At 43.0% G+C, this 20858-nt stretch carries 25 protein-coding genes; 18 read left to right on the forward strand and 7 right to left on the reverse strand.

Features of this window, described 5'->3' with window-relative positions; all coding sequences use genetic code 11:
- Positions 1 to 86: 86 nt before the first annotated feature.
- The gene (locus FED51_RS06555) at positions 87 to 173 is read left to right on the forward strand and encodes a YjcZ family sporulation protein (protein ID WP_010897348.1); all 87 of its coding nucleotides are present in this window, start codon (positions 87 to 89) and stop codon (positions 171 to 173) included.
- Positions 174 to 224: 51 nt separating this feature from the next.
- Positions 225 to 311 carry a YjcZ family sporulation protein gene (locus FED51_RS06560; RefSeq protein WP_010897349.1) on the forward strand — a complete coding sequence of 29 codons (87 nt, stop codon included), beginning with the start codon at positions 225 to 227 and terminating at the stop codon, positions 309 to 311.
- A 129-nt stretch (positions 312 to 440) separates the two neighbouring features.
- On the opposite strand, the gene FED51_RS06565 is transcribed toward FED51_RS06560, so the two are convergent.
- Positions 441 to 620 carry a hypothetical protein gene (locus tag FED51_RS06565; protein ID WP_053431627.1) on the reverse strand — a complete coding sequence of 60 codons (180 nt, stop codon included), beginning with the start codon at positions 618 to 620 and terminating at the stop codon, positions 441 to 443.
- A 207-nt stretch (positions 621 to 827) separates the two neighbouring features.
- Here FED51_RS06565 and FED51_RS06570 point away from each other — a divergent pair, with 207 nt between their 5' ends.
- Positions 828 to 1427 carry a YpmS family protein gene (locus FED51_RS06570; RefSeq protein WP_053431626.1) on the forward strand — a complete coding sequence of 200 codons (600 nt, stop codon included), beginning with the start codon at positions 828 to 830 and terminating at the stop codon, positions 1425 to 1427.
- Positions 1428 to 1526: 99 nt separating this feature from the next.
- Here the strand turns inward: FED51_RS06570 and FED51_RS06575 are convergent, their stop codons facing one another.
- The 3 genes from FED51_RS06575 to FED51_RS06585 all read right to left on the reverse strand — a co-directional run bounded on the left by FED51_RS06575 (position 1527) and on the right by FED51_RS06585 (position 3434).
- Positions 1527 to 2069 (reverse strand): DUF3267 domain-containing protein, encoded by a 543-nt coding sequence (locus tag FED51_RS06575; protein ID WP_053431625.1) that lies wholly within the window; start codon positions 2067 to 2069, stop codon positions 1527 to 1529.
- A gap of 192 nt (positions 2070 to 2261) precedes the next feature.
- Entirely contained in the window at positions 2262 to 2840 is a 579-nt protein-coding gene (locus FED51_RS06580) for an HTH-type transcriptional regulator Hpr (RefSeq protein WP_053431624.1), read from the reverse strand.
- Positions 2841 to 3089: 249 nt separating this feature from the next.
- Positions 3090 to 3434 (reverse strand): YtxH domain-containing protein, encoded by a 345-nt coding sequence (locus FED51_RS06585; protein ID WP_053431623.1) that lies wholly within the window; start codon positions 3432 to 3434, stop codon positions 3090 to 3092.
- Between the two features lie 80 nt (positions 3435 to 3514).
- Between FED51_RS06585 and FED51_RS06590 the strand changes: the two genes are divergently transcribed.
- On the forward strand, positions 3515 to 3706 hold the full coding sequence (locus FED51_RS06590) for a hypothetical protein (RefSeq protein WP_053431622.1): 192 nt from the start codon (positions 3515 to 3517) through the stop codon (positions 3704 to 3706).
- 6 nt (positions 3707 to 3712) lie between these two features.
- On the opposite strand, the gene serC is transcribed toward FED51_RS06590, so the two are convergent.
- The gene (serC, locus tag FED51_RS06595; RefSeq protein WP_053431621.1) at positions 3713 to 4798 is read right to left on the reverse strand and encodes a phosphoserine transaminase; all 1086 of its coding nucleotides are present in this window, start codon (positions 4796 to 4798) and stop codon (positions 3713 to 3715) included.
- A gap of 214 nt (positions 4799 to 5012) precedes the next feature.
- Here serC and FED51_RS06600 point away from each other — a divergent pair, with 214 nt between their 5' ends.
- The gene (locus tag FED51_RS06600; protein ID WP_138090175.1) at positions 5013 to 6230 is read left to right on the forward strand and encodes an ISL3-like element IS651 family transposase; all 1218 of its coding nucleotides are present in this window, start codon (positions 5013 to 5015) and stop codon (positions 6228 to 6230) included.
- A 103-nt stretch (positions 6231 to 6333) separates the two neighbouring features.
- Here FED51_RS06600 and FED51_RS06605 read toward each other — a convergent pair whose 3' ends face one another.
- On the reverse strand, positions 6334 to 6762 hold the full coding sequence (locus tag FED51_RS06605) for an HIT family protein (RefSeq protein ID WP_010897358.1): 429 nt from the start codon (positions 6760 to 6762) through the stop codon (positions 6334 to 6336).
- Between the two features lie 179 nt (positions 6763 to 6941).
- Here FED51_RS06605 and FED51_RS06610 point away from each other — a divergent pair, with 179 nt between their 5' ends.
- The 4 genes from FED51_RS06610 to FED51_RS06625 all read left to right on the forward strand — a co-directional run bounded on the left by FED51_RS06610 (position 6942) and on the right by FED51_RS06625 (position 10356).
- Entirely contained in the window at positions 6942 to 7436 is a 495-nt protein-coding gene (locus tag FED51_RS06610; protein WP_053431620.1) for a PCYCGC domain-containing protein, read from the forward strand.
- A gap of 158 nt (positions 7437 to 7594) precedes the next feature.
- Positions 7595 to 8338 (forward strand): ABC transporter ATP-binding protein, encoded by a 744-nt coding sequence (locus FED51_RS06615; protein WP_053431619.1) that lies wholly within the window; start codon positions 7595 to 7597, stop codon positions 8336 to 8338.
- Positions 8335 to 9552, forward strand: coding sequence for an ABC transporter permease (locus tag FED51_RS06620; RefSeq protein WP_053431618.1), 1218 nt, complete (start codon positions 8335 to 8337; stop codon positions 9550 to 9552). The genes FED51_RS06615 and FED51_RS06620 overlap by 4 nt, the downstream gene beginning before the upstream one ends.
- A gap of 54 nt (positions 9553 to 9606) precedes the next feature.
- Positions 9607 to 10356 (forward strand): EcsC family protein, encoded by a 750-nt coding sequence (locus FED51_RS06625; protein WP_010897362.1) that lies wholly within the window; start codon positions 9607 to 9609, stop codon positions 10354 to 10356.
- 85 nt (positions 10357 to 10441) lie between these two features.
- Here FED51_RS06625 and FED51_RS06630 read toward each other — a convergent pair whose 3' ends face one another.
- Positions 10442 to 11158: a cytochrome c biogenesis CcdA family protein gene (locus tag FED51_RS06630; RefSeq protein WP_010897363.1), complete on the reverse strand. Its 717-nt coding sequence runs from the start codon at positions 11156 to 11158 to the stop codon at positions 10442 to 10444.
- 246 nt (positions 11159 to 11404) lie between these two features.
- Here FED51_RS06630 and FED51_RS06635 point away from each other — a divergent pair, with 246 nt between their 5' ends.
- The 9 genes from FED51_RS06635 (at position 11405) to hemH (ending at position 20852) form a co-directional block, all read left to right on the forward strand.
- Complete coding sequence (locus FED51_RS06635; protein WP_053431617.1) at positions 11405 to 11812, forward strand: LiaF transmembrane domain-containing protein; 408 nt, start codon at positions 11405 to 11407, stop codon at positions 11810 to 11812.
- 11 nt (positions 11813 to 11823) lie between these two features.
- A complete protein-coding gene (locus FED51_RS06640; protein WP_233443883.1) occupies positions 11824 to 12489 on the forward strand; it encodes a PspA/IM30 family protein in 666 nt (221 codons plus the stop codon).
- A gap of 60 nt (positions 12490 to 12549) precedes the next feature.
- Positions 12550 to 13410: a DUF4097 family beta strand repeat-containing protein gene (locus tag FED51_RS06645; protein WP_053431615.1), complete on the forward strand. Its 861-nt coding sequence runs from the start codon at positions 12550 to 12552 to the stop codon at positions 13408 to 13410.
- Between the two features lie 21 nt (positions 13411 to 13431).
- Complete coding sequence (gene liaF / locus FED51_RS06650) at positions 13432 to 14244, forward strand: cell wall-active antibiotics response protein LiaF (protein ID WP_053431614.1); 813 nt, start codon at positions 13432 to 13434, stop codon at positions 14242 to 14244.
- Positions 14241 to 15296, forward strand: coding sequence for a sensor histidine kinase (locus FED51_RS06655; RefSeq protein ID WP_053431613.1), 1056 nt, complete (start codon positions 14241 to 14243; stop codon positions 15294 to 15296). Before liaF ends, FED51_RS06655 begins: the two co-directional genes overlap by 4 nt.
- Before the next feature lie 5 nt (positions 15297 to 15301).
- On the forward strand, positions 15302 to 15931 hold the full coding sequence (locus FED51_RS06660; RefSeq protein WP_010897369.1) for a response regulator transcription factor: 630 nt from the start codon (positions 15302 to 15304) through the stop codon (positions 15929 to 15931).
- Positions 15932 to 16526: 595 nt separating this feature from the next.
- The gene (locus FED51_RS06665; protein ID WP_053431612.1) at positions 16527 to 18686 is read left to right on the forward strand and encodes a penicillin-binding protein 1A; all 2160 of its coding nucleotides are present in this window, start codon (positions 16527 to 16529) and stop codon (positions 18684 to 18686) included.
- Positions 18687 to 18871: 185 nt separating this feature from the next.
- Positions 18872 to 19906 (forward strand): uroporphyrinogen decarboxylase, encoded by a 1035-nt coding sequence (gene hemE, locus FED51_RS06670; RefSeq protein ID WP_053431611.1) that lies wholly within the window; start codon positions 18872 to 18874, stop codon positions 19904 to 19906.
- 13 nt (positions 19907 to 19919) lie between these two features.
- Positions 19920 to 20852, forward strand: a complete 933-nt coding sequence (hemH, locus tag FED51_RS06675) for a ferrochelatase (protein ID WP_053431610.1) — start codon at positions 19920 to 19922, stop codon at positions 20850 to 20852.
- The last annotated feature ends 6 nt before the right edge of the window (positions 20853 to 20858 follow it).

The following is a 20858-nucleotide window of genomic DNA, read 5'->3' on the forward strand; positions in this document are numbered from 1 at the left end:
GTTGTTTCATAATTAGGTCAGCTGCCCAGTACGTCTCTATTTCGCCTGCATACGATAAGGTAACAAAGCTCAGAGGAGGTGTTAGCATGTCTGGCGCTTACCACGGTGGATTCGCGTTAATCGTTGTGCTGTTCATCCTTTTAGTAATTGTCGGAGCAGCTTGGTATTACTAACAAACACGCCTCTTACTGAAGTTGACTAGATAAAAGGAGGAGCTTCTGAAAATGAGTGTACCTCATCATGGTGGATTTGCGTTAATTGTTGTGTTGTTTATATTATTAGTCATCATTGGAGCAGCATGGGTGTGCTAATGATAAAAGATAAAAGATGGAGGCTATATAGCCTCCATCTTTTATCTTTGTCGAGAGAGGAAAAAAGGAGGTCGCTTCGAAACATGCACCTCTTTCTTCCTCTTAAGGGTTTCTACCCGAGGGATGCTATTATGTGAACAGTACCTTTACATACGTAGACGTTAATAAGATGGTCATTAAAATATTGATCGTTCGGAAGACTTTCGGCTGTTTATCAACCGGAATTTCCTTTTGATTGCAAAGAGCATCTGTTAACGTGTTAATTAAATATAAAATGAATAATGCAAAAATCACAAAAAAGGAGACCATTCCTCTTCCTCCAATTCCTAGGGTCATATTGATACTGTACCAAATGATTGAGAAAAAAGATAGGAGATTGAGAGAATTTATCATCTACTTCCTAGAGGCATAACAATAAGTTGACCTAAGAAAGACAGCAAATCATACTTAAGAAGAACGGAAAGGCAACAGTACTTTTTAGTTGGGCGATCGTAGAATGGAAGAGGGGGAGTATACATGTTTCGCACTAAAGGGACCTTTTCTTGGAAACTGGGCTTTTTTGTTCTATTAGCTCTGCTTACACTCATTTTTGCAACTGTGCTCGCTTTTTTGTTCCGTTTGTCATGGAGCAGTGAACCTTATCATTTTGAGGATGCAGAAGAAATGAAAGGTGAAGCGAGCTTTACGATTACGACAGATCGTGATCGCCTAAACCGCTTAATGGAAGTGGAAATTGCCAACTTAATAGAAGATGGGGAGCCGCCGTATCGTGTAGTATTGACAGACGAGCACGTTGAATTTCAGGCAAATATGCAGTTGTTAGGGTTCCAGGCGCCAATCACCATTCAACTGTTACCTACCGTCGCGCAAAATGGGGATCTCGTGTTAGAAGTGGATTCCTTCTCGTTAGGCGGGATCCAACTGCCGATTGAGCACATCTTGCAATGGATGAGTCAAATGGAAGATATTCCAGAGTGGGTCGTTTTTTATCCGAAGGAACGTCTTGTTGTAGCCGAAGTAACGACTCTTCAGGTAGATGAGCGGTTATCGTTTCGTTTTCGTACGTTTGATTTATACAGTGATCAAATCGAAGCGGAGATGATTGTTCACCCGTAACCATAAAAAAGAGGTTACCAATTTAGCTTTTGGTAACCTCTTTTTTGACGTTAAGAAGCTTTTAGCATGAGGTTCTTCTCAAGTTCTTCAGTCATTGAGTTAGCCCACATGGCGAATGAGAATATGAAAGCCCGTTCGATGGTTTTCAATCAACGAAGCCTTTGGTGCTTTCACCACTTGTAGGGCATAGACGATATCATAAACAGCAAGTCCGAGGTTGATAGCTGTTAAAATGGCGAATAGATGCAAGCCTTGTGGGAACAGCAGCACACTTATTGAACAGATAATCGTGATGACAACCCCAGGGAAAAGCAAAGAAAAGAGAAATAAATTTTTTGATAACGGGTCTTTTGTTTTAATGTTTAGAAAAGGTAAGAAGCCTTTGTTATTTCGTTCAATTATAAGTCGTTGGCCACATACCCACAGCGGGAAGATGTGGAGCAGCTTGTGTAATCCGATGACTCCAATCGCTCCTACAATATATAAATAGGGACCAAACCCTAGATATGGTGGCACTTTTATCAATGAGCTTAACACTAAATAGTAGACGAGAAACGTCATTAGCATCGTCGTTGCTGAAATCATGGCTAATCGCAACGTCCCATAGTCCCGTTCAATGTTAATGGATTTCCAGCAATTCATTGTTGTCTCCCTCCCAGTCTACCTAGATAATTTACGACGATTTTTCATGGAATGCAATAGGTATGACAAAAAAAATGTAATTTCGACAATTGCAAAAAAAAAAAAAACAGAAAGCAGGAAGGAGTTTCCTGTTTTCTGTTTAATGTATTATGATCAAGACCAACGGATCATTTTCTGCAGGTACGTGATTGGCTAAACGGTTGATCTTGTTTCACTATCGACAGCTTTAAGCTTTCCATCCTCTTCAATAAAGCCGTCTTCTAGTCGGGTGAGCGCAGTTTCGAACATGTCAATAAAATCAGGCCCATAAACATGGCGCACGATGCTCAACAGCTCGGAAAATTCAGGGAACTTTCCATAAAGGTCTTTGATTGGCAATGCCCCACCATACACACTGTAAGTGGACGGTTTATACGCTTCTAAAGTTTCGAGAAACAACTCTCTACCTTGTTCTGTTAAATCAACATACGTGTTTCGCTTATCATGCTCACGTTTTGAAAACGTTAAGAGGCCGCGCTCTTCTAATTTTTTTGAAAAGTTAAATGCTGTTGACACATGCATGACACCAAATTTAGCAATGTCCGAAATGGAAGCTCCATCAAGGTGATAGGTGATCCAAAGGATATGGTGCTCATTGATGTTCAAGTTAAACGGTTTAATCCATGTTTGCCAATCTTTCTCGACAGACTTCCACAACGCTTTGCTGAGCTGAGCAAACTTATGACTAAAGATGATCGACTGTTTTAAGGAGTAAGCTGTTTGTTGCTCCATGGTTCTCCTCCCATACTCGAAAATTCTGTCTTCTCTCTTTATCTTGTCTTTTAGGAAAGCTTCATCATTTTAGAAAATTATTTTCGGATACTTTTATGATTTCTATTATAGCAAAAATAAAAAGGATTTAAATAATTTTTTAAAAAATTCTAAATTCTATTCATTGGCATAATACAGATCAAAAGAAAGCAGCTACGAGGAGCTGCTTCACCTTATTTGACGATGTAAAGGATCAAAGTGATGTTCTGGCTATTGCTCCGTTCTCACGGAAACAGCCTTTTGTAACTGCTCAATATCATCCTTGAGCTTTTGCAAGGAAGGGTCCACGTCTTCTTTCCATTGGTCAAGAGACGTTTTGATTTCAGGCCCAACGGTTTTCAACGCTTCAGAAGTTATCTTGGAAGTTTTGTTTATTCTATCCTTTAATTGGATTCCGTCATGCTTCATTTGCTCTAGTGATTGCTGCAAGGAACGACCTTTTGCCTTACACTTTTTCTGCAGTTCTTTACCTGATGTAGGTGCAATCAACAACGTTGCAATACTAGCGAGGATAGCCCCTGTCAGGGCGCCGTAAAAAAATGGCCTAATCTTCACGAAACAACACCTCACTTAAATTAGAGTCATGAATTCCCTTATGTCCACATATAAGTGATAGGAAAAAGGAGGAAAATCACATGGACGCGCTCATTTTATTTCTTTTTTCTGTTTCGCTTTTATCTATATATGCCTTTTTACACACCTTGTATTTAATCGCAAAAGATAAGAAGCAACGAGAGCGGTGGAAAGTAAGGGCATGGATCGTACTATTCGTCTTTCTTACGAGTGGAGCGTGTGCCTACTTTCTCGTCCAGCTGAGATTTTCCTAAGACGGTCTAGCGGTGCGTTTGATAAAACGAATGCATGAAGTCAGCCAACGCTTCACAGGCTTCTACTGGTACGCCATTATAAATGGAAGCGCGACATCCACCGACTGAACGATGTCCATTTAAGCCGACAAACCCTTTTTCTTTTGCTTCTGATAAAAACTGTTGGGTCAGCTCTTCGGTAGGCAGTGTAAAGGTCACGTTCATTAAAGATCGGCTCTCTTTAGTCGCATGCCCTTTGTAGAACTGTTCGCTTTCATCAATCGCACCATAGATGAGGTTGGCTTTTGTCTGATTTCGTTCAGCAATCTGCTCGGTTCCACCGATGTTTTTCAACCATTGAAGTACTTCTTTTAACATATAAATACCAAAGGTTGGTGGCGTGTTGTATAGCGACTGTTTCTCCGCATGTGTTTGATAACGGAGCATGGTTGGGACGTGATCAACGTTTCGTTTTAGCAATTCCTTGCGAATAATAACGACTGTTACACCAGATGGACCGAGATTTTTTTGCGCTCCAGCGTAAATCAGATCAAAACTTTTGACTGGAAGCGGCCGTGATAAAATATCACTAGACATATCCACAATAAGAGGTGCATGGCTAACGGATGGATATGTGTGCCATTGCGTGCCGAAAATCGTATTGTTTGATGTCAAATGAACATAGCTGTCATGCTCATTGTACTGAAGCGATGATATATCAGGGATAAACGTATAGTTTGATTCCTTTGTTGAACCAGCGATAGCGGTTTTTCCGATAAACTTCGCTTCTTTTAATGCTTTTTCAGACCAAGAACCGGTTAGAATATAGTTGGCAACCTTTCCCTCATCTAAAAAATTCAGTGGAATCATCGCAAATTGGAGGCTGGCCCCTCCTTGTAAAAACAGAACATCATAATCTTCAGGGATGTTTAATAAATCACGTAATAACTGAGCTGCTGTATGATGAACGTTTTCGTACTCTTTGCTTCGATGGCTTAACTCCATTACGGACATGCCCGTGTTTTCAAAGTCCAACAACTCGCTTTGGGCTTTTTCAAGAACCTCCATTGGTAAAGCTGATGGACCAGCATTAAAATTGTATGCTCGCTTCACGCTCTCCACTCCTTTAACTCTTTCCCCTATTAAAGATTATATTTTATGTTTTATATCGTAACATGAATCAATCATTACGCCCACTAGAATTTTGGCTCTACAATAAATGTTGGGGTTTTTGCACAAAAGAGGGCAAAAAAAATGCACGCAGGCTCCTTTATCCATTATCCTTGAATTGTTGAGAAACAAAGAAAGGATAGGAGCTGCGTGTACGATGAATTTTACCATGGATTTGCCCGGATTAAAAGGTGTGAAGGTCACAAAGATGGAGGAACGAGAGGACTTTATCGCGCTCCATGTAGAAATGCCGCGAACGCCTCATCGTTGCCCATCCTGCGGGAAGAGAACCGAGAGAATCCATGATTACCGCATCCAAAAAGTTCAACATCTCAAGCTCTTTGAACGGTGGGTGTATCTATTCTATCGAAAGCGCCGGTACGCGTGCAGATGCGGGAAGCGGTTTGCGGAGAAAGCCTCTTTTGTAGAGCGATATCAGCGTCAGACAGTGGAATGGAATCAAGCGTTCCGCTTACGGCTCATTCAAGGGAAGAACTTTACGGACACAGCGAATCAATTCCAAACGTCCGTGACAACTGCCATGCGCCGGTTTGATCAATTGGCGGCCCCCCTCGTGAAGAAGGTGGATCACCTTCCTCCTCGGATTGCGATTGATGATTACAAAGGGGATACGAATGCGGGGAAATATCAAGTAATCATTGCGGATGCAGATACACGGAAGCCACTGGATATCTTACCGGATCGTAAAGCCGATACGCTTAAACGATATCTTCAAGAGAAGGGTCATCATGTAAAAACGGTCGTGATGGATCTTAGTTATACCTTCAAGTCGGCTGTTCAAAAGGCCTTAGGCCACCCGCTCATCATTGGGGATCCGTTCCATTTCTGTCGTTACATCTACTGGGCTCTGGAAGGGGTTCGCCGCCGAGTGCAAAAAGCGTTCCATCCGTATCATCGAAAACGATGTAAACGGATCAAACATCTGTTTCAGAAAGAGAGAGAAGGACTGGATGATAAGCAAAAGAAGAAGGTGGAGCGGTACTTAGAGCTATCCCCTGATTTAAGGGAAGCGTATGAGCTAAAAGAACATTTTCGTCGGTGGTATCAAGAAGCGAAGATGCAAGGAAGGGAAGGACGAATGAGCGAGGTGAAGCAAGGGCTCTACGCCTTTTACCGAAGAGTGGAGGCGAGCCCGTTAAAGGAGTTCCACCGAGCCATTCAGACGCTGAAGAACTGGCAGACCGAGATCTTGAATAGCTTCGCGTTTGGCTTAAACAATGGTTTTATCGAAGGACTGAATAATCAAACGAAGGTGATTAAGAGAAATGCCTTTGGTTTTCGGCGTTATGATCGCTTGCGAAACCGTATTCTCTTGCATCATCAATTCAAACATCAGACATTCGGGGTAGGATAAGAGGGGCTCGCCCTCCTATGCCACCCCAACATTTGACTAAGAACCAGAATTTTTTCATTCCGATAAATGAAATAAAAAAGGGAGGGAAAGGATGTCTTTCCCATTACAGATGTTCACGTATGGATGAGGATAATACTTGTAGATCATCTCCCGAATATTGACTACTATGATCTTTCCAAACAGCCCCATATCCGTCTCCTTCACCATATCGTGGAAGAAGATGAAGATGATAATGAAAAACCGTTTGTCCAGCCGCCTCCCCGTTATTATTGACAATATTCATTCCAATGGGTTGAAAGGCATCATTAATCGCGCGGCTAATTTTTGGTACCGCTGCAAATAGTGAGCTGGCTATTTCTTCAGATAGCTCAAACACATTCCGCTTATGTACTTTAGGAATGACGAGCGTATGCCCTTTTGTAACTTGGCTAATATCGAGAAAGGCATAGACGTGGTCGTCCTCATATACGGTTGCAGAAGGAATTTCTCCGGCAATGATCTTGCAAAAAATACAATTTGGATCGTGGCTCATTGTGCACACACCCTCCCATGTTTGTTTCTTTTAGAATAACGATAGAAGGAAAAGGTTTCAAGTCGTCCTTCAGTATCCTAAGATTGGACGAGCGGTAACATTCACAATATTGAAATGTTAAGAGTGGGGGGGACGTGCTATAATGCTTAAAGATGCTAGAAAAAAGAGGTGACATACGGATGAAACGTTTACCGATGTTATTCATAACAGCGAGCTTAGGCTTTGCCCTTGTTGGCTGTCAAACTGATGACCATTCAGAGCATTCACAAGTTGACCATTCCTTGATGATGGGAGATATTCAGGAAGAAACGTCTTCTATGGATGTTTTACCTGTCTTTTTAGATGAGTATGCTGAAGTCATTCAAACCATATATGCCGAAGTCCCTTATTACAGAGAGCTACTCGAGACGATGCCTTGTTATTGTGGCTGCGGGGAATCTGTAGGCCACCGTAGCAGCTATGATTGCTTTGTAGCAGAGCACTCGGACGATGGGCCGTTCACGTGGGATGACCACGGGGCTAAATGTGGTGTTTGTCTAGAGATAGCGAATACTGCGATGCATCTCTTAGACGAAGGCAAGGATCCCGAAGACATTCGCAACCTGATCGATGAACAATATAAAGATGGATATGCACCGCCTACCGATACACCGATGCCAGAGGACAAAATCTAAAGAAGGTTTTGTCTTTTTTCTTTCTCAACGTTAACAATGATCTAAGTTTTTTTGATTAGAGTGTTGAAAGAAGCGATGTGACATTCTATAAAAAAGAAAAAGAAGTAGTCAACGAAAGGAAGGATTTGGTACGATGATATATGAAGGAGGTAAGGGAAATGGAAGAAAGAGTCGTTGTGGAAGGATTAACTGGAGGGTATCGCCCGAACAAACCAGTGCTTCACGATCTTCATTTAAAAATCCGTGCTAATGAACTTGTCGGATTGATTGGATTAAATGGGGCGGGGAAGAGCACCACAATTAAACATATTCTCGGTCTCATGGAACCACATAAAGGGTCTGTTATGATTAATGGAAATACAATCACGACAGATCGTGAAACCTATCGTCGCTCTCTTGCGTACATACCAGAAACACCAATTTTATATGAGGAACTCACGTTGTGGGAACATATGGAGCTTACTGCACTTGCTTACGGAATTGAGCGGAAGGCCTTTGAGGAACGATCAAAGGTGCTGTTAGATGAGTTCCGAATGACAAAAATGAAACATTGGTATCCGAGTCATTTTTCAAAGGGGATGCGGCAAAAGGTAATGATCATTTGCGCCTTTTTAATTGATCCTCCAGTGTACATTGTCGATGAACCTATTGTTGGATTGGACCCGATCGGTATTCAGTCATTTTTACAATTGCTTGCAACAAAAAAGAAAAACGGTGCAGCAGTGTTAATGTCTACTCATATTTTGGCGACAGCTGAACGGTATTGTGATCGATTTATTATATTAAATAGAGGTCGAATCGTTCTTGAAGGGACATTGGAGTCAATGAGAGCCGAATTGAACATGCCAGATGCCACGCTTGATGATATTTATATCGAGATGACAAAGGAAGAGAGCCAATGACAGAAGGCATTCAATTATGGAAAAAACGAGCGGTTGGCTATTGGACGGAAGCGAGCCGATATTTACGACTAATCGCGAACAGTGGTTTTTTGTTTACGCTCTATCTCCTCTTCATCATTGGTAGCTACTATTATAGCGTACTTCTGAAATGGCTCCCGCCTACGTTTCCGGCGGTACCGTTGTTTGTTGTCGTGTTTACAGTGCTGCTCACCCGAGGTTCCGTTCGTACGTTTCTTAAAGAAGGAGATACTGTCTTTCTCCTCGCATATGAAGCGAGACTCGATGACTATTTTCGTCGCTCCATTGTCTATTCGTTTTTTATGCAAGCCGTTTTAATGAGCCTCGTGTTTCTTCTTCTTGGGCCAATGATTTTTCAATATTTGCAGCTCGGAAGTGGGAGCTTTTGGACGATCTTGCTTGCATTGCTTGCTCTTAAGTTCCTAAACTTGTTAATGAACTGGGAAGAACAGCGTTTACCGGCTCGTGTGTATCGCATTCAGCATATGTGCCTTAGAATGATCATTAACGGGGTGTTCACGTTTTTATTGTTTGTCCAAGCCCAGCTCTTTCTTGTTGCAGCAATCATCATTTTAATGGTCGTCATATACTGGATGTATTACAGAGGATTTGCTAGCAAGCACAGCTTAAAATGGGATCACCTTGTGGAAGAGGAGCAACGAATGGTGACATTATTTTATCGTGTCGCTAACATGTTTGCCGATGTACCGAAGCTCAAACAGAGGGTAAAGGCTAGACGTTATGCGAAAGGTTTCGCTCGCTTCTTATCAGGAAATGACAAAGGGACGTATGAATATTTGTTCGCTCGTTCATTTGTTCGTTCCAATGATTATTTCGGTATCTACCTTCGCCTTACGATCGTGGCGATAATTTTAATGGCTGGATTACCTGGCGGATGGTTGAAGCTGGTGGTTAATCTGCTCTTTGTCTATATCGTCGCTTTGCAACTATCCACTTTGAGTAACCATTACAAAACCAATCAAATGGTTGATTTGTATCCGGTTCAAGGTGATGAACGCTCTGGTGCGTTTTCCTTCGTCCTGTTTCGCTTACTCATCATTCATGTTCTCGTCAGCGGACTCGTGTTAATCATGACAACGACGATTTCCTATGGACTTCTTGGCCTCACCATTGGGCTTGGTTTTAGTTACATGTACAGTCATCGGTTGGTCCATCGACAAAAGAAATTCGCATAAAAGGAGAGATGGCTGCATGGAATGGGTATTGAATAGGGGAAAGAGGGTGATGACTTGACGACCTACGAAGAACAAATCCAAGAAGAGTTGTCGCGCTGGAAACGGAAAATGCTGAAACGCCCATCAATGACAGGTCGGTACGCCAAAAAGGTGCAAGGGAAATTAAATGAACTAGTACCGAATAAAGTTCATGAGGTTGTGTCCACAAGTGTGCGCAATATGGTGCAAGCCACGATTATTGGATCAGATTTTACGGCAAAATACCGTCCCGTTTTGGAAGGCTCGCTTGAGGAACGAGAGACGCGGATTGATGAAGTGATTGCGAAGTATAAAAAAACGGCAGCTGCAGAAGGCGCTGGAACTGGAGCGGGTGGTATTCTGCTCGGACTTGCAGACTTTCCTTTGTTGCTCGGAATCAAAATGAATCTGTTGTTTGAGGTCGCTTCCAACTATGGATTCGATGTTCGAGATTACCGAGAGCGACTGTTCTTGCTTCACGTGTTTCAGTTAGCTTTTTCAAAGGATGAGAAGCGCCGGCTAGTGTTTGAGCGAGTGGAAGTGTGGGAAGAGACGCTTGATCAATTCCCAAATCGAAAAGAATATTTAAAAGAGGTTGATTGGAAAACGTTCCAGCTTGAGTACAGGGATTATATTGATTTGCCGAAAATGCTTCAATTGATCCCTGGGTTCGGTGCCATCGTCGGTGCGACCGCCAATTACCGCTTTTTAGATCTGTTAGGCGAAACCGCAAAGCAATGCTATCGAATGCGATTGCTCCATGAGCACTCCTTACAGAAACAATAAACTTTATCCACATGAAAGAGGCTTTTCAGATGAGGTACGACCTCGGCTGAAATGCCTCTTTTTTTACTATAGGTTTTGCCACAAGCTATATACCGAATGGATTGATTCGTGCTAAATACGCGGCGATTGTTGAAAATTGTCCTGTGAACAGGAGAACCCCTAGCGCTACCATAACGACACCACTCCCTTTTTGAATCGTTGGTAACCATTTGTTCAGCTTGCGAACTTTATGCAAGGAACGGGACCAGAGAAGAGCGACAAGAAAAAATGGAATCGCGAGCCCCATGGAGTAAACAAACAACATGCTCATCCCAGACCACATCGTATTTGCGTCTCCAGCTAGTACAAGAATGGCACCTAATACAAGCCCGATACAAGGCGTCCATCCTGTAGCAAATAAAAACCCGATTAATACGGAGTTGGCAAAGCTGGCTGATTGCCGTGGTTTTGCTTGCAACCTTTTTTCACTAAGCAACATCCGAATCGAAATAACTCCCATCATCTGTAAGCCAAAAACGGTTATGATAATTCCACCGATTTGTTCAAATAATTGCCGGTTTCCCCAAAAAAGTTGGCCGATAAAGGTGGATGAGGCTCCTAGAAAGATAAAGATCGATGTAAAGCCGAGAATAAACCCAAGGCTACGCATTAAAATGAGCTTGCGATCAGCCGTAATCTCGTTCCCCGAAATTTGCGTACCGGTTAGTTGAGCTAAATAAACGGGCACGAGTGGGAAAACACACGGCGATAAAAAAGAAACCACTCCTGCAAAAAAAGCAAGCCATATTGTTACTTCAACCATTCTTGTTCACCTCCAGACATGCCTAACACCAAGCTATGTTTCAATCGTACTACATATTCTATCATCTTTTCTTATTATATCGAAAGTTTGTACCCTCGGCTTGCGGCAAGGAAAACGTTCATAAAAAGGACATAGGTCTGACGAGAGACTCAGACTCAAGGCGGAGAGAAAAACATTCTCTAGAGCGTTATCACCAATCCTTTCTTTTCCTAAACTAAATATAGTAAAAGCAAAGGAGGGAAGGACATGAAAGGTGCAGGAAAGTGGATATTTGGGATTCTACTAGTCATTATTGGAGCGAATATGATCCTTGGCATGTTTAATATTCATTTAGGTGGGATCATCGGGCTCGTTCTCGGTGCCTTGCTCCTCTATTGGGGATATCAGCAGTGGCAAGCGCGAGGAAAGCTTTCATTTGGTAGTGTGCTGTTGCTTGCGTTCGGTTCCATACTCGTCATGGGCGGTCTAGGGGGTGTCATCGGTCTTGCGGTTGCGATCCTCTTCATTTATTTCGGATATCGATTATTGAAAAAAAGCGATAATGACGAAGAACAACCAATGGATGTCGCGTTAGAAAAGAGACCAACGTCAAGAGCTTACGACTCCATTGATGAAGAGTTTAACAAAATGATGAAAAAATATGATGAAGCATAAGGGAGGAATTCATGATGGTATTTGATCGTATGAAAAACTTAGTGTTAGCGTCTATCCATGAAGGGTTAGATAAGTTGGAAGATCCAGAAATGATGCTAAATCAATACATTCGGAATGTACAATCAGAGATGGGGCGAGCAGAGAAAGCGATCGAGGAACAAAAGAAGCTCCACGTTTCATTAGAGCGTGATTTAGAGGAAGCAAAGAGATTAATGAAGCGAAGAGAAGAGCAGGCAAAGGCGGCGCTTAGTGCAGGGGAGGAGGAACTAGCAAAGAAGGCGCTTTATTCTAAAAAGAACGCAGCTGAACAAGTGGCTCGCTATGAAGCGCTCATGCAAAAAAGTCATGATCATGTGTTGGAGTTGCGCCTCCAGCTCGAAGATTTAGAGAAGAAATATGAACAGCTTCGTGATAAAAAACGTGAGCTCTTGCTGCGCTCCCAGTCTATTAAAGCATTTGAACAGATGAAGAAAGCGCGCGCTACGTTTTCAACAGAAGGCTCTGAGCGTCAATTCCAGCGAATGGAGGAAAAAATTGAGGACATGGAGCTTCGCGAAGCCGCTCGTGAAGGGCGGAGAGGATTTTCCGTTGACTATGACGAACAAGTGGAGCAGGAATTTTTAAACATGAAAAAATCGCTTGTAGATACTAAGAATGCATCAGAACAGGCGCAATAAGAAAAAGGAAGAGGGGCTCACGGGCCTCTCTCCACTACTATAGAGGAGGGAGGAATAGATTTGAAAAAAATAGCTGGCTTTATTCTTGTTTTCATTGGGGCGGTTCTATTCGTCCATCAAATAACCGATGCCCTTAGCTTCAAGCGTTCGGAATCAGCCGAAGAGATAACCGTTCAAGTTGATGGGAAAGAGGAGCTTGTAGTCAAGGTTACAGCTGTGGATTTGCAGGTGTACCCGACACTAGACAATGAAGTTACAGCTTCACTTTCGGAAAACAATGAAAATGACTATCGGTTAGATGTGCAGGAAAGAGGCAATCGAATCGAAATTGAGATGAAGGAGCCAAGGTTTCACCTGTTCTCATTTAATTTTAGAGCAAAGCCCACCCTAACAGTCTATGTTCCGTATGAGGAGATCGAGCGAGCGGAATGGCATACCGTATCAGGTCAAGTTTATATCGAAGGTGAACATGAGCTAGACCATTTAACCATCCGTACGGTTTCAGGTGATGTGTTTGCTGATTCTTTAAAGGGGAATCAGTTTCGCTTTCACAGCACATCTGGAGACTTGGAAGTACAGACCTTGGAGTCGCTTGATACGTCAATGGAGAACGTCTCGGGCGATGTAACAATCCATGATTTTTCAGGTGACGTCAACGGGAAAACCGTTTCCGGAGATATAAGCCTCCACTTTGATCGTAAAAATGAACAAGTACAATTGCAAACTGTTTCCGGTGATGTTTATATGAGGATACCAGAGCCAGACGCTGCTCTGTCAGCAGAATCAATTTCTGGAACGATCGAGGTCGATGGACCGTTTGTAAATCAAAGCCGTCAATCACGTTCGTTTTCTGGTACAATAGGTTCTGGACAACATGAAGTGTACATTAAGACCACTTCAGGGGATATTATGATTTATTAAACAGAGAAAGGAGCTAGGCGGATGAAAAAGCAAACGCTTTTCGGTTTTATTATTGTTATCATCGGACTGTTGGTCGTCTTACAAGCGTTGCGTTTTTCCGTCAACATTTTTTTAGCTCCGATCGTTTTTTCCGCCATCGGTTATTTCTTTTACACGCGAAGTCATCGATTTTTGGCGATCGTCTTCGTTATTATCGCTGCCACAATCTTATTTGATCGCCTTTTTTCGTTTAATTTTATCGGGTTACTAATCGCAGCTTTGTTTATTTATTACGGCTATAAAATGATGAAGACTAGCGATCGCAAAAAAGAGCGGAAAGTAAGAGAAAAACGAAAAGCCATACAAAGGAAGGACAAGGAAGAAACAAACGCTCAAGCTTACTTCGAAGCCGAGGGGCAAGAGTTCCAACCAACAGATGTTGAATCAACAAAAAAAGCCAGGTCAAAGGAAGACATTATTGTCACTACATCATCGAGACGAAGCTTTATCGGTGATATTCATTACGTTTATGATCCCTTTGAATTGGATGATTTTACGATCTGGAATGGGATTGGCGAGGTGAAAATCGATTTTTCTAAAGCGATGATTCCTGAAGGAGAGACCGTCATCATCATTCAACAGCTGATCGGAGAGATCAACCTTTTTGTTCCTGAGGATTTAGCAGTGTCTGTGCAAGGGACTTCATGGATTGGCGACGTATCGTTGTTTCAACGAAGACAAGGTGGCTTTTTTCAGACGTTGTCAGTGGCGACAAAAGATTACAAACAATCTCCGCGCAGAATTAAGCTCGTCTTATCGACGGTTATAGGTGAAGTGAAGGTGAGGGCTGTATGAAAAAAAGACGGCGCCTCGCCCAGTTGCAATGGCAGTTTATTCGCAATAGCTTGATCGTAAGTTTTTTTGCTGTTTTATTCACCGTTGTCATTATGACGTACGATGATATTGCTGGCCTTACAATGTTGTTTGACAAACAGATTGTTCGACTACCAATTATTGTTCCGATTTTGTTGTCGATGATCGCTATTGGTCTCATTGCCGGGATGATGCAATCACTTCCGATTAAACGAAAGCTAGATCAAATTCTTCATGGTGTCCTTCTCTATGAGCGGGGCACGTTCTCCCATCAGATCGAGAGCGAAGGCGAGGATGAACTAGCCGAGTTAACCGATCGCCTAAATCGTATGGCTGAGCGAGTAGAGGAGCAGGTTGCCTCACTACAGCGCCTTTCATCAGAGCGAGCAAAGATGCAAGAAACGGTGAAAAAAGCCGCAGTTACTGAGGAGCGGCAACGGTTAGCCCGTGATCTTCATGATGCGGTCAGCCAACAGCTGTTTGCCATCTCAATGATGACGGCGGCAATTAAACAAAATTTGCACGAGGCAACGGAAGAAGTACAACAACAGATGGATGTTGTGGAGAAGATGGCGAATACGGCTCAGGCTGAAATGAGGGCGCTACTCCTTCACCTTCGACCCGCTGAGCTGGAAGGAAAAAGCTTACAGCAAGGGGTCGAGTATTTACTTCATGAGTTAGAGCAAAAACAAGGGTTCAAAATTACGAAGCGACTTGAGCCGATGGACGAATTGCCTAAAGGAGTGGAAGATCAACTTTTTCGGATGCTTCAAGAGGCGATATCCAACATTCTGCGCCACGCTCAAGCTCATCATGTCGAAGTCCGTTTTTGGCAAACGGAGCGGCAAGTACGCCTTAAATTGATCGACGATGGTATCGGCTTTGATGTGCAAAAAGAAACCCACGGATCGTATGGACTTCAGACGATGCATGAGCGAATCAATGAAATTGGTGGCGTCCTTGATATTGTGTCGGCTCCGGGAAAAGGAACGCAGTTAGAGGCGAAAATTCCTATCACATGGAGAGGGGAGTGAAGAGTATGATTAAGGTCGTATTGGTTGATGATCATGAGATGGTGCGAATGGGACTATCAGCCTATTTGCGCACGCAATCGGATATAGAAATTGTCGGTGAGGCAAGCGATGGCCATCAAGGTGTTAAGCTTGTCCAGGAAACGAAGCCAGACGTTGTCCTCATGGATTTAGTAATGGAAAAAATGGACGGTGTTCAAGCAACAGAAGCCATTATGAATACAACGGAAGGTGTGAAAGTTATCGTTTTGACAAGCTATATTGATGATGAAAAAGTGTATCCTGTTATTGAGGCAGGAGCTTTTAGCTATTTGCTAAAAACATCATCTGCAAAAGAAATTGCAAGCGCTATCCGTGCTGCGGCCAATGGTGAGGCTGTCGTTGAAGCAAAAGTGACGAATAAAATGATGGAGCGGATGCGGTCGAGAAAAAAGGAGCTACATGAGGAGCTGACACCACGCGAATTGGAAGTGCTTCGCCTTATCGGAGAAGGAAAAAGCAATCAAGGAATCGCAGATGAATTGTATATCGGAATCAAAACGGTGAAAACACATGTGAGCAACATTTTACATAAGCTTCAATTGGAGGACCGTACGCAGATTGCCGTTTATGCCCATCGGCATCGCCTCGTAGAGTAGCGAGACTAGGACAAAACTAACCTAACATAATAAAAAAGGTTCGGATCATTATATTTGGATGACCCGAACTTTTTTTGTTTTATTCGTTGGATTGTCTGTTGTTTAATTGACGATTATGGTTTTGTCCTTTCGTAAGTTCACGGCCATGAAGGCAAGTCCTAATCACCTTCTCTTCAATCAACCCTATATAAAACTTGTTATTAAACTGTGTTTTGTCCCACTCCGTTTTTTTACTTAGCTTAACTTCAGTAAAGCATGTGAAAAATGTCAACAGCGTGTTTAAAGTCGGTAGCGGTAAGTTTGTATAAGGATCGATTGCTAGAGGATTTTCAAACGTTTTTTTAGTTGCGTGAAAATCAATGATTATGGATGGTAGAAAATTGTCCAAACTGTATAGAAGGAATTGGTTTTAATTCGTTTTAAGAACGTTTAACCCCTATTATAAAGCATAAGAGAACGGATTAGCTATATCAACAGTTAGCCCTGAGAATCATAAGACGTAGAGAAATTTTAAGTGAAAGTATAAGTGCAACTACGGCTTTACTACCCTGTACAGGCTCGGCAATCGCCGAGTTTTCAAAGGAGTGACGTTACCATGTTACGAAAGTTAGCGGGTACTGCATTACTTATCTTATCCTCCCTCCTTTTTGGTCTCATCATTTATTTAATCATCATTTATGCTGGTCAGTATGTCATTGATGAAGAAAAGCTTGTGATGAATGCGACGACAACGTTAGTAGATACAAAAGGAAATGTTGTTTCACGGTTATTCATTGAAGACCGTGAGCCCGTGTCGATACTAGATGTACCTGACCATGTGAAGCACGCATTTATTGCGATCGAGGATGCGCGTTTCCATGATCATCAAGGAATCGATTTCCGCGCGATTGGCCGTGCCCTTTACCGAGATATGCTAGCCGGTGAAAAGTTAGAAGGGGGTAGCACAATCACCCAGCAATTAGTAAAGAATGCATTTTTAGATCATGAAAAAACATGGCTAAGAAAAACGAAAGAAGTTCTCATTGCGATGAACTTAGAGCGGCGTTACAGCAAATCTGCTATTCTTGAATTTTACTTGAATCAGATCTACTTTGGCCATGGAGCATACGGAATTCAATCCGCTGCCAACTTGTATTTTGACAAAGATGTGTCAGACTTGACGGTGGAGGAAGGGGCGGTTCTTGCTGGATTAGCAAAGGCTCCGACCATTTACTCTCCGATTATTGACCTTGAAAGGAGCAAGCAACGGCGCGATTTAGTTCTAACCGTTATGCAGCGTCAAGGTTTTATAACGGCGGAAGAAGCTGTACGTGCAAAGGGGAGATTGATTCAATTAGACGTAAATGAACCTGCTGAGGAAGAGGCTTATTTAACGTACATCGACATGGTCATCGATGAGGCCGAATCTCAATATCATCTATCTCATCAAGAGTTCATGACAGGTGGATATACAGTCGTTGTGCCGATAGACCAGGCGTTACAAGAAGTAGCGTTTACCCTTATACATGAAAAGAAGTACTATCCGAAAGGAAATGAAGATGCCCAATCTGCTTTTGTATTACTTGATGCTCGGACAGGTGGTGTATTAGCTGTACAAGGAGGGAAAGATTACGTGCGCCGCGGGTTGAACCGTGTAAATGTTCCACGTCAGCCAGGATCTACGTTTAAACCACTCGCTGTCTTTGCCCCCGCTTTGGAGGAAGGACGAGCAGAACCGTACTCGCTGCTCCGTGACGAATTGCGCACATATGATGGGTATGAACCGCATAACTTCGGCGATGAGTATGAGGAAGAGGTGACGCTCTATGATGCGATCACCCAATCTAAAAATGCCCCGGCTGTTTGGCTCCTAAACGAACTAGGAATTCCAACAGCTAAACAGTATTTGCAAAGACAAGGCTTTCAGCTAGACGATGAGGGGTTGGCGATTGCTCTTGGCGGGTTGCAGGATGGTGTCACCCCACTTGAGCTTGCTTCTGCCTATCAAGTATTTGCAAACGGCGGGAAAAAACGCGAGCCATATTTTATTGAAGCCATTTATAATCGCGAAGGAGAAAAAATGGCAGAGGTCGACCGAACGGAAACACAAGTCTATTCCCCACAAACGGCCTGGTCGATGACACGGATGCTCGAGTCGGTCGTGAGAGAAGGAACAGGAACATCCGCCCAAGGGATTGGTGCCTTAGCTGGAAAAACAGGAACCACGTCTTTTCCAGAGGTCGAAGGGGCAACGATGGATGCTTGGTTTGCGGGCTATACACCTGAAGCGGTAGGAACGGTGTGGATGGGCTATGATATTACATCAACCGAATCTTATTTAAAGGGAGGGAGCCGTTATTCGGCGAAGCTATTTCGCGACATCCTTTCTGAAGCGACACCGCAGCTTCGTGCTACAAACTTTTCAAAGCCTGACGATGTGGAGGAACTAAACCCTCCTGTCCGTTTAGTAGACATCGATGATCTAAAAGCGACTTTTGCTATGGGAGGAACTGGGCTAATGAGCATCAAGCTTGAGTGGTCTGGTTCAGAAGATGAACGGCTACATTACTACATTTATGAGCGGCGGGGAGCGGAACGAACATACGTCGGTCGAACAGAGGGGACGGATCAATATTACATTCCAGCGATTAACGCCTTTTCCATGAATGATTATCAAGTCGTTCCGTATGATCCAACGACGAAGCGAAAAGGGGAGCCGTCCAATATTGCGGAAGTAGAATTTCGCTTCGGGTTTCATGAATCGGTAGGTGACTGATTTCTCGTCAATTTTATGACAGTTCTTCCGTACGTCTATACACGTTTCACTTCGATCTTTATAGTTAAAGGGGAGAACATACTTTCCTAGGTGGAAAGATTGAGAAGTAAGTCGTTGTAAATGATTTTTCGTTTAGGTTTCATTACAATAGGTAACGAATGTGTAAAGACGAAAGGTGTGACGAAATGTCTAATTCATTTAATGATACGTTTTTAAAAGCATGTAAAGGAGAAGTACACGACCATGTACCTGTTTGGTATATGCGTCAGGCGGGGAGGTCGCAACCAGAATACCGAAAGATCAAAGAGAAATATTCATTATTTGAAATTACGAAGCAGCCAGAGCTATGCGCATACGTCACGAAACTCCCAGTGGATCAATATAACAACGATGCGGCTATTTTATATAAAGATATTATGACACCCCTTCCGTTTATCGGCGTGGATGTGGAGATTAAGACAGGAAAAGGACCTGTCATTGACAACCCGATTCAATCGTATGCAGATGTTGAGAGACTAGGCACCATTCAGCCAGAGGAAGATGTGCCATACGTACTTGACACGATTAAACTGTTGCGAGAACAATTAACCGTTCCCCTCATTAGTTTTGCTGGAGCACCGTTTACCCTTGCTAGCTATATGATCGAAGGCGGTCCTTCAAAAAGTTACAATAAGACGAAAGCGTTTATGTACGCAGAGCCGAAAGCTTGGCACTTATTAATGGACAAGCTCGGTGAAATGACAATTACGTATGTGAAGGCGCAAATTGCAGCCGGAGCGCAAGCGATTCAAATTTTTGATTCGTGGGTTGGCACGCTCAACGTTCAAGATTATCGCGTATTTGTGAAACCAGTAATGGAGCGTATCTTTAGCGAATTGCAAAAAGAAAAGGTGCCACTCATCATGTTTGGTGTTGGCGCTAGCCATCTCGTCAACGAGTGGAACGACTTACCGTTAGATGTTGTCGGGCTTGATTGGCGTTTGCAAATTAAGGAAGCACGGGAATTGGGGGTCACAAAAACGGTGCAAGGGAATTTGGACCCTGCGATCTTGTTGGCTCCTTGGGAAGTCATTGAAGCACGAGCTAAGGAGATTTTAGATCAAGGGCTGGAAACGCCGAACTTTATTTTTAACCTTGGGCACGGTGTTTTCCCTGAAGTTGAACCAGATACGTTAAAACGGTTAACTGCGTTTGTCCATGAATATAGCGCAAACAACTAAGGAGTGGTATGGAATGACAAAGAAAAAGATAGGGTTGCTCGTCATGGCCTACGGAACCCCGCGAACGAAAGAAGAAATTGAGCCATATTATACCCACATTCGCCATGGGCGGAAGCCATCACAAGAATTGCTAGATGACCTCACTGAACGATACGAGGCGATCGGTGGCGTGAGCCCGCTCGCGAAAATAACCGATGATCAAGCGATTGCGTTGGAACAAAAGCTGAATGAGCTCTATGATGACATTGAGTTTAAATCTTATTTAGGTTTAAAGCATATCGATCCGTTTATTGAGGATGCTGTTGAGCAAATGAAAGAGGATGGCGTGCAAGAAGCTGTTAGTATCGTGCTTGCGCCTCACTTCTCGACATTTAGCGTGAAATCGTACAATGGGCGTGCTCATGAAGAATCAGAAAGGATTGGCGGACCAAGAATTCAAAGTGTCGAAAGCTGGTACGATGAGCCTCTCTTCATTCAATATTGGGTTGATCAGGTGAATGACACGATGGCCAAAATTGAAGATAAGGATAAGGCCTGTGTCATCTTCTCTGCCCATAGCTTACCGGAGAAAATAGTAGACTATGGGGATCCTTACCCACAGCAGTTGAAAGAGACAGCCGATTTAATCGCGAAGGAAGCAGGGATTACTAACTATGCGGTCGGCTGGCAAAGTGAAGGGAATACACCAGAGCCTTGGCTAGGACCGGATGTCCAAGACTTAACGAGAGACTTATATGAAACCCATGGCTATACTTCTATGATCTATTGCCCAGTTGGCTTCGTTGCAGATCATCTTGAGGTTTTATATGACAATGATTATGAATGTAAAGTCGTAACCGATGAACTCGGCATTAAATATTATCGTCCAGGGATGCCAAATGCTAAGCCGGAATTTATCGAATGTTTAGCGACGGTGATTCAAAAAAAATTAGCTGAGAAAGAGTGAACGGCT

The sequence above is a fragment of the Halalkalibacterium halodurans genome, from assembly GCF_005671335.1.
GTDB classification, from domain to species: Bacteria; Bacillota; Bacilli; order Bacillales; family Bacillaceae_D; genus Halalkalibacterium; species Halalkalibacterium halodurans.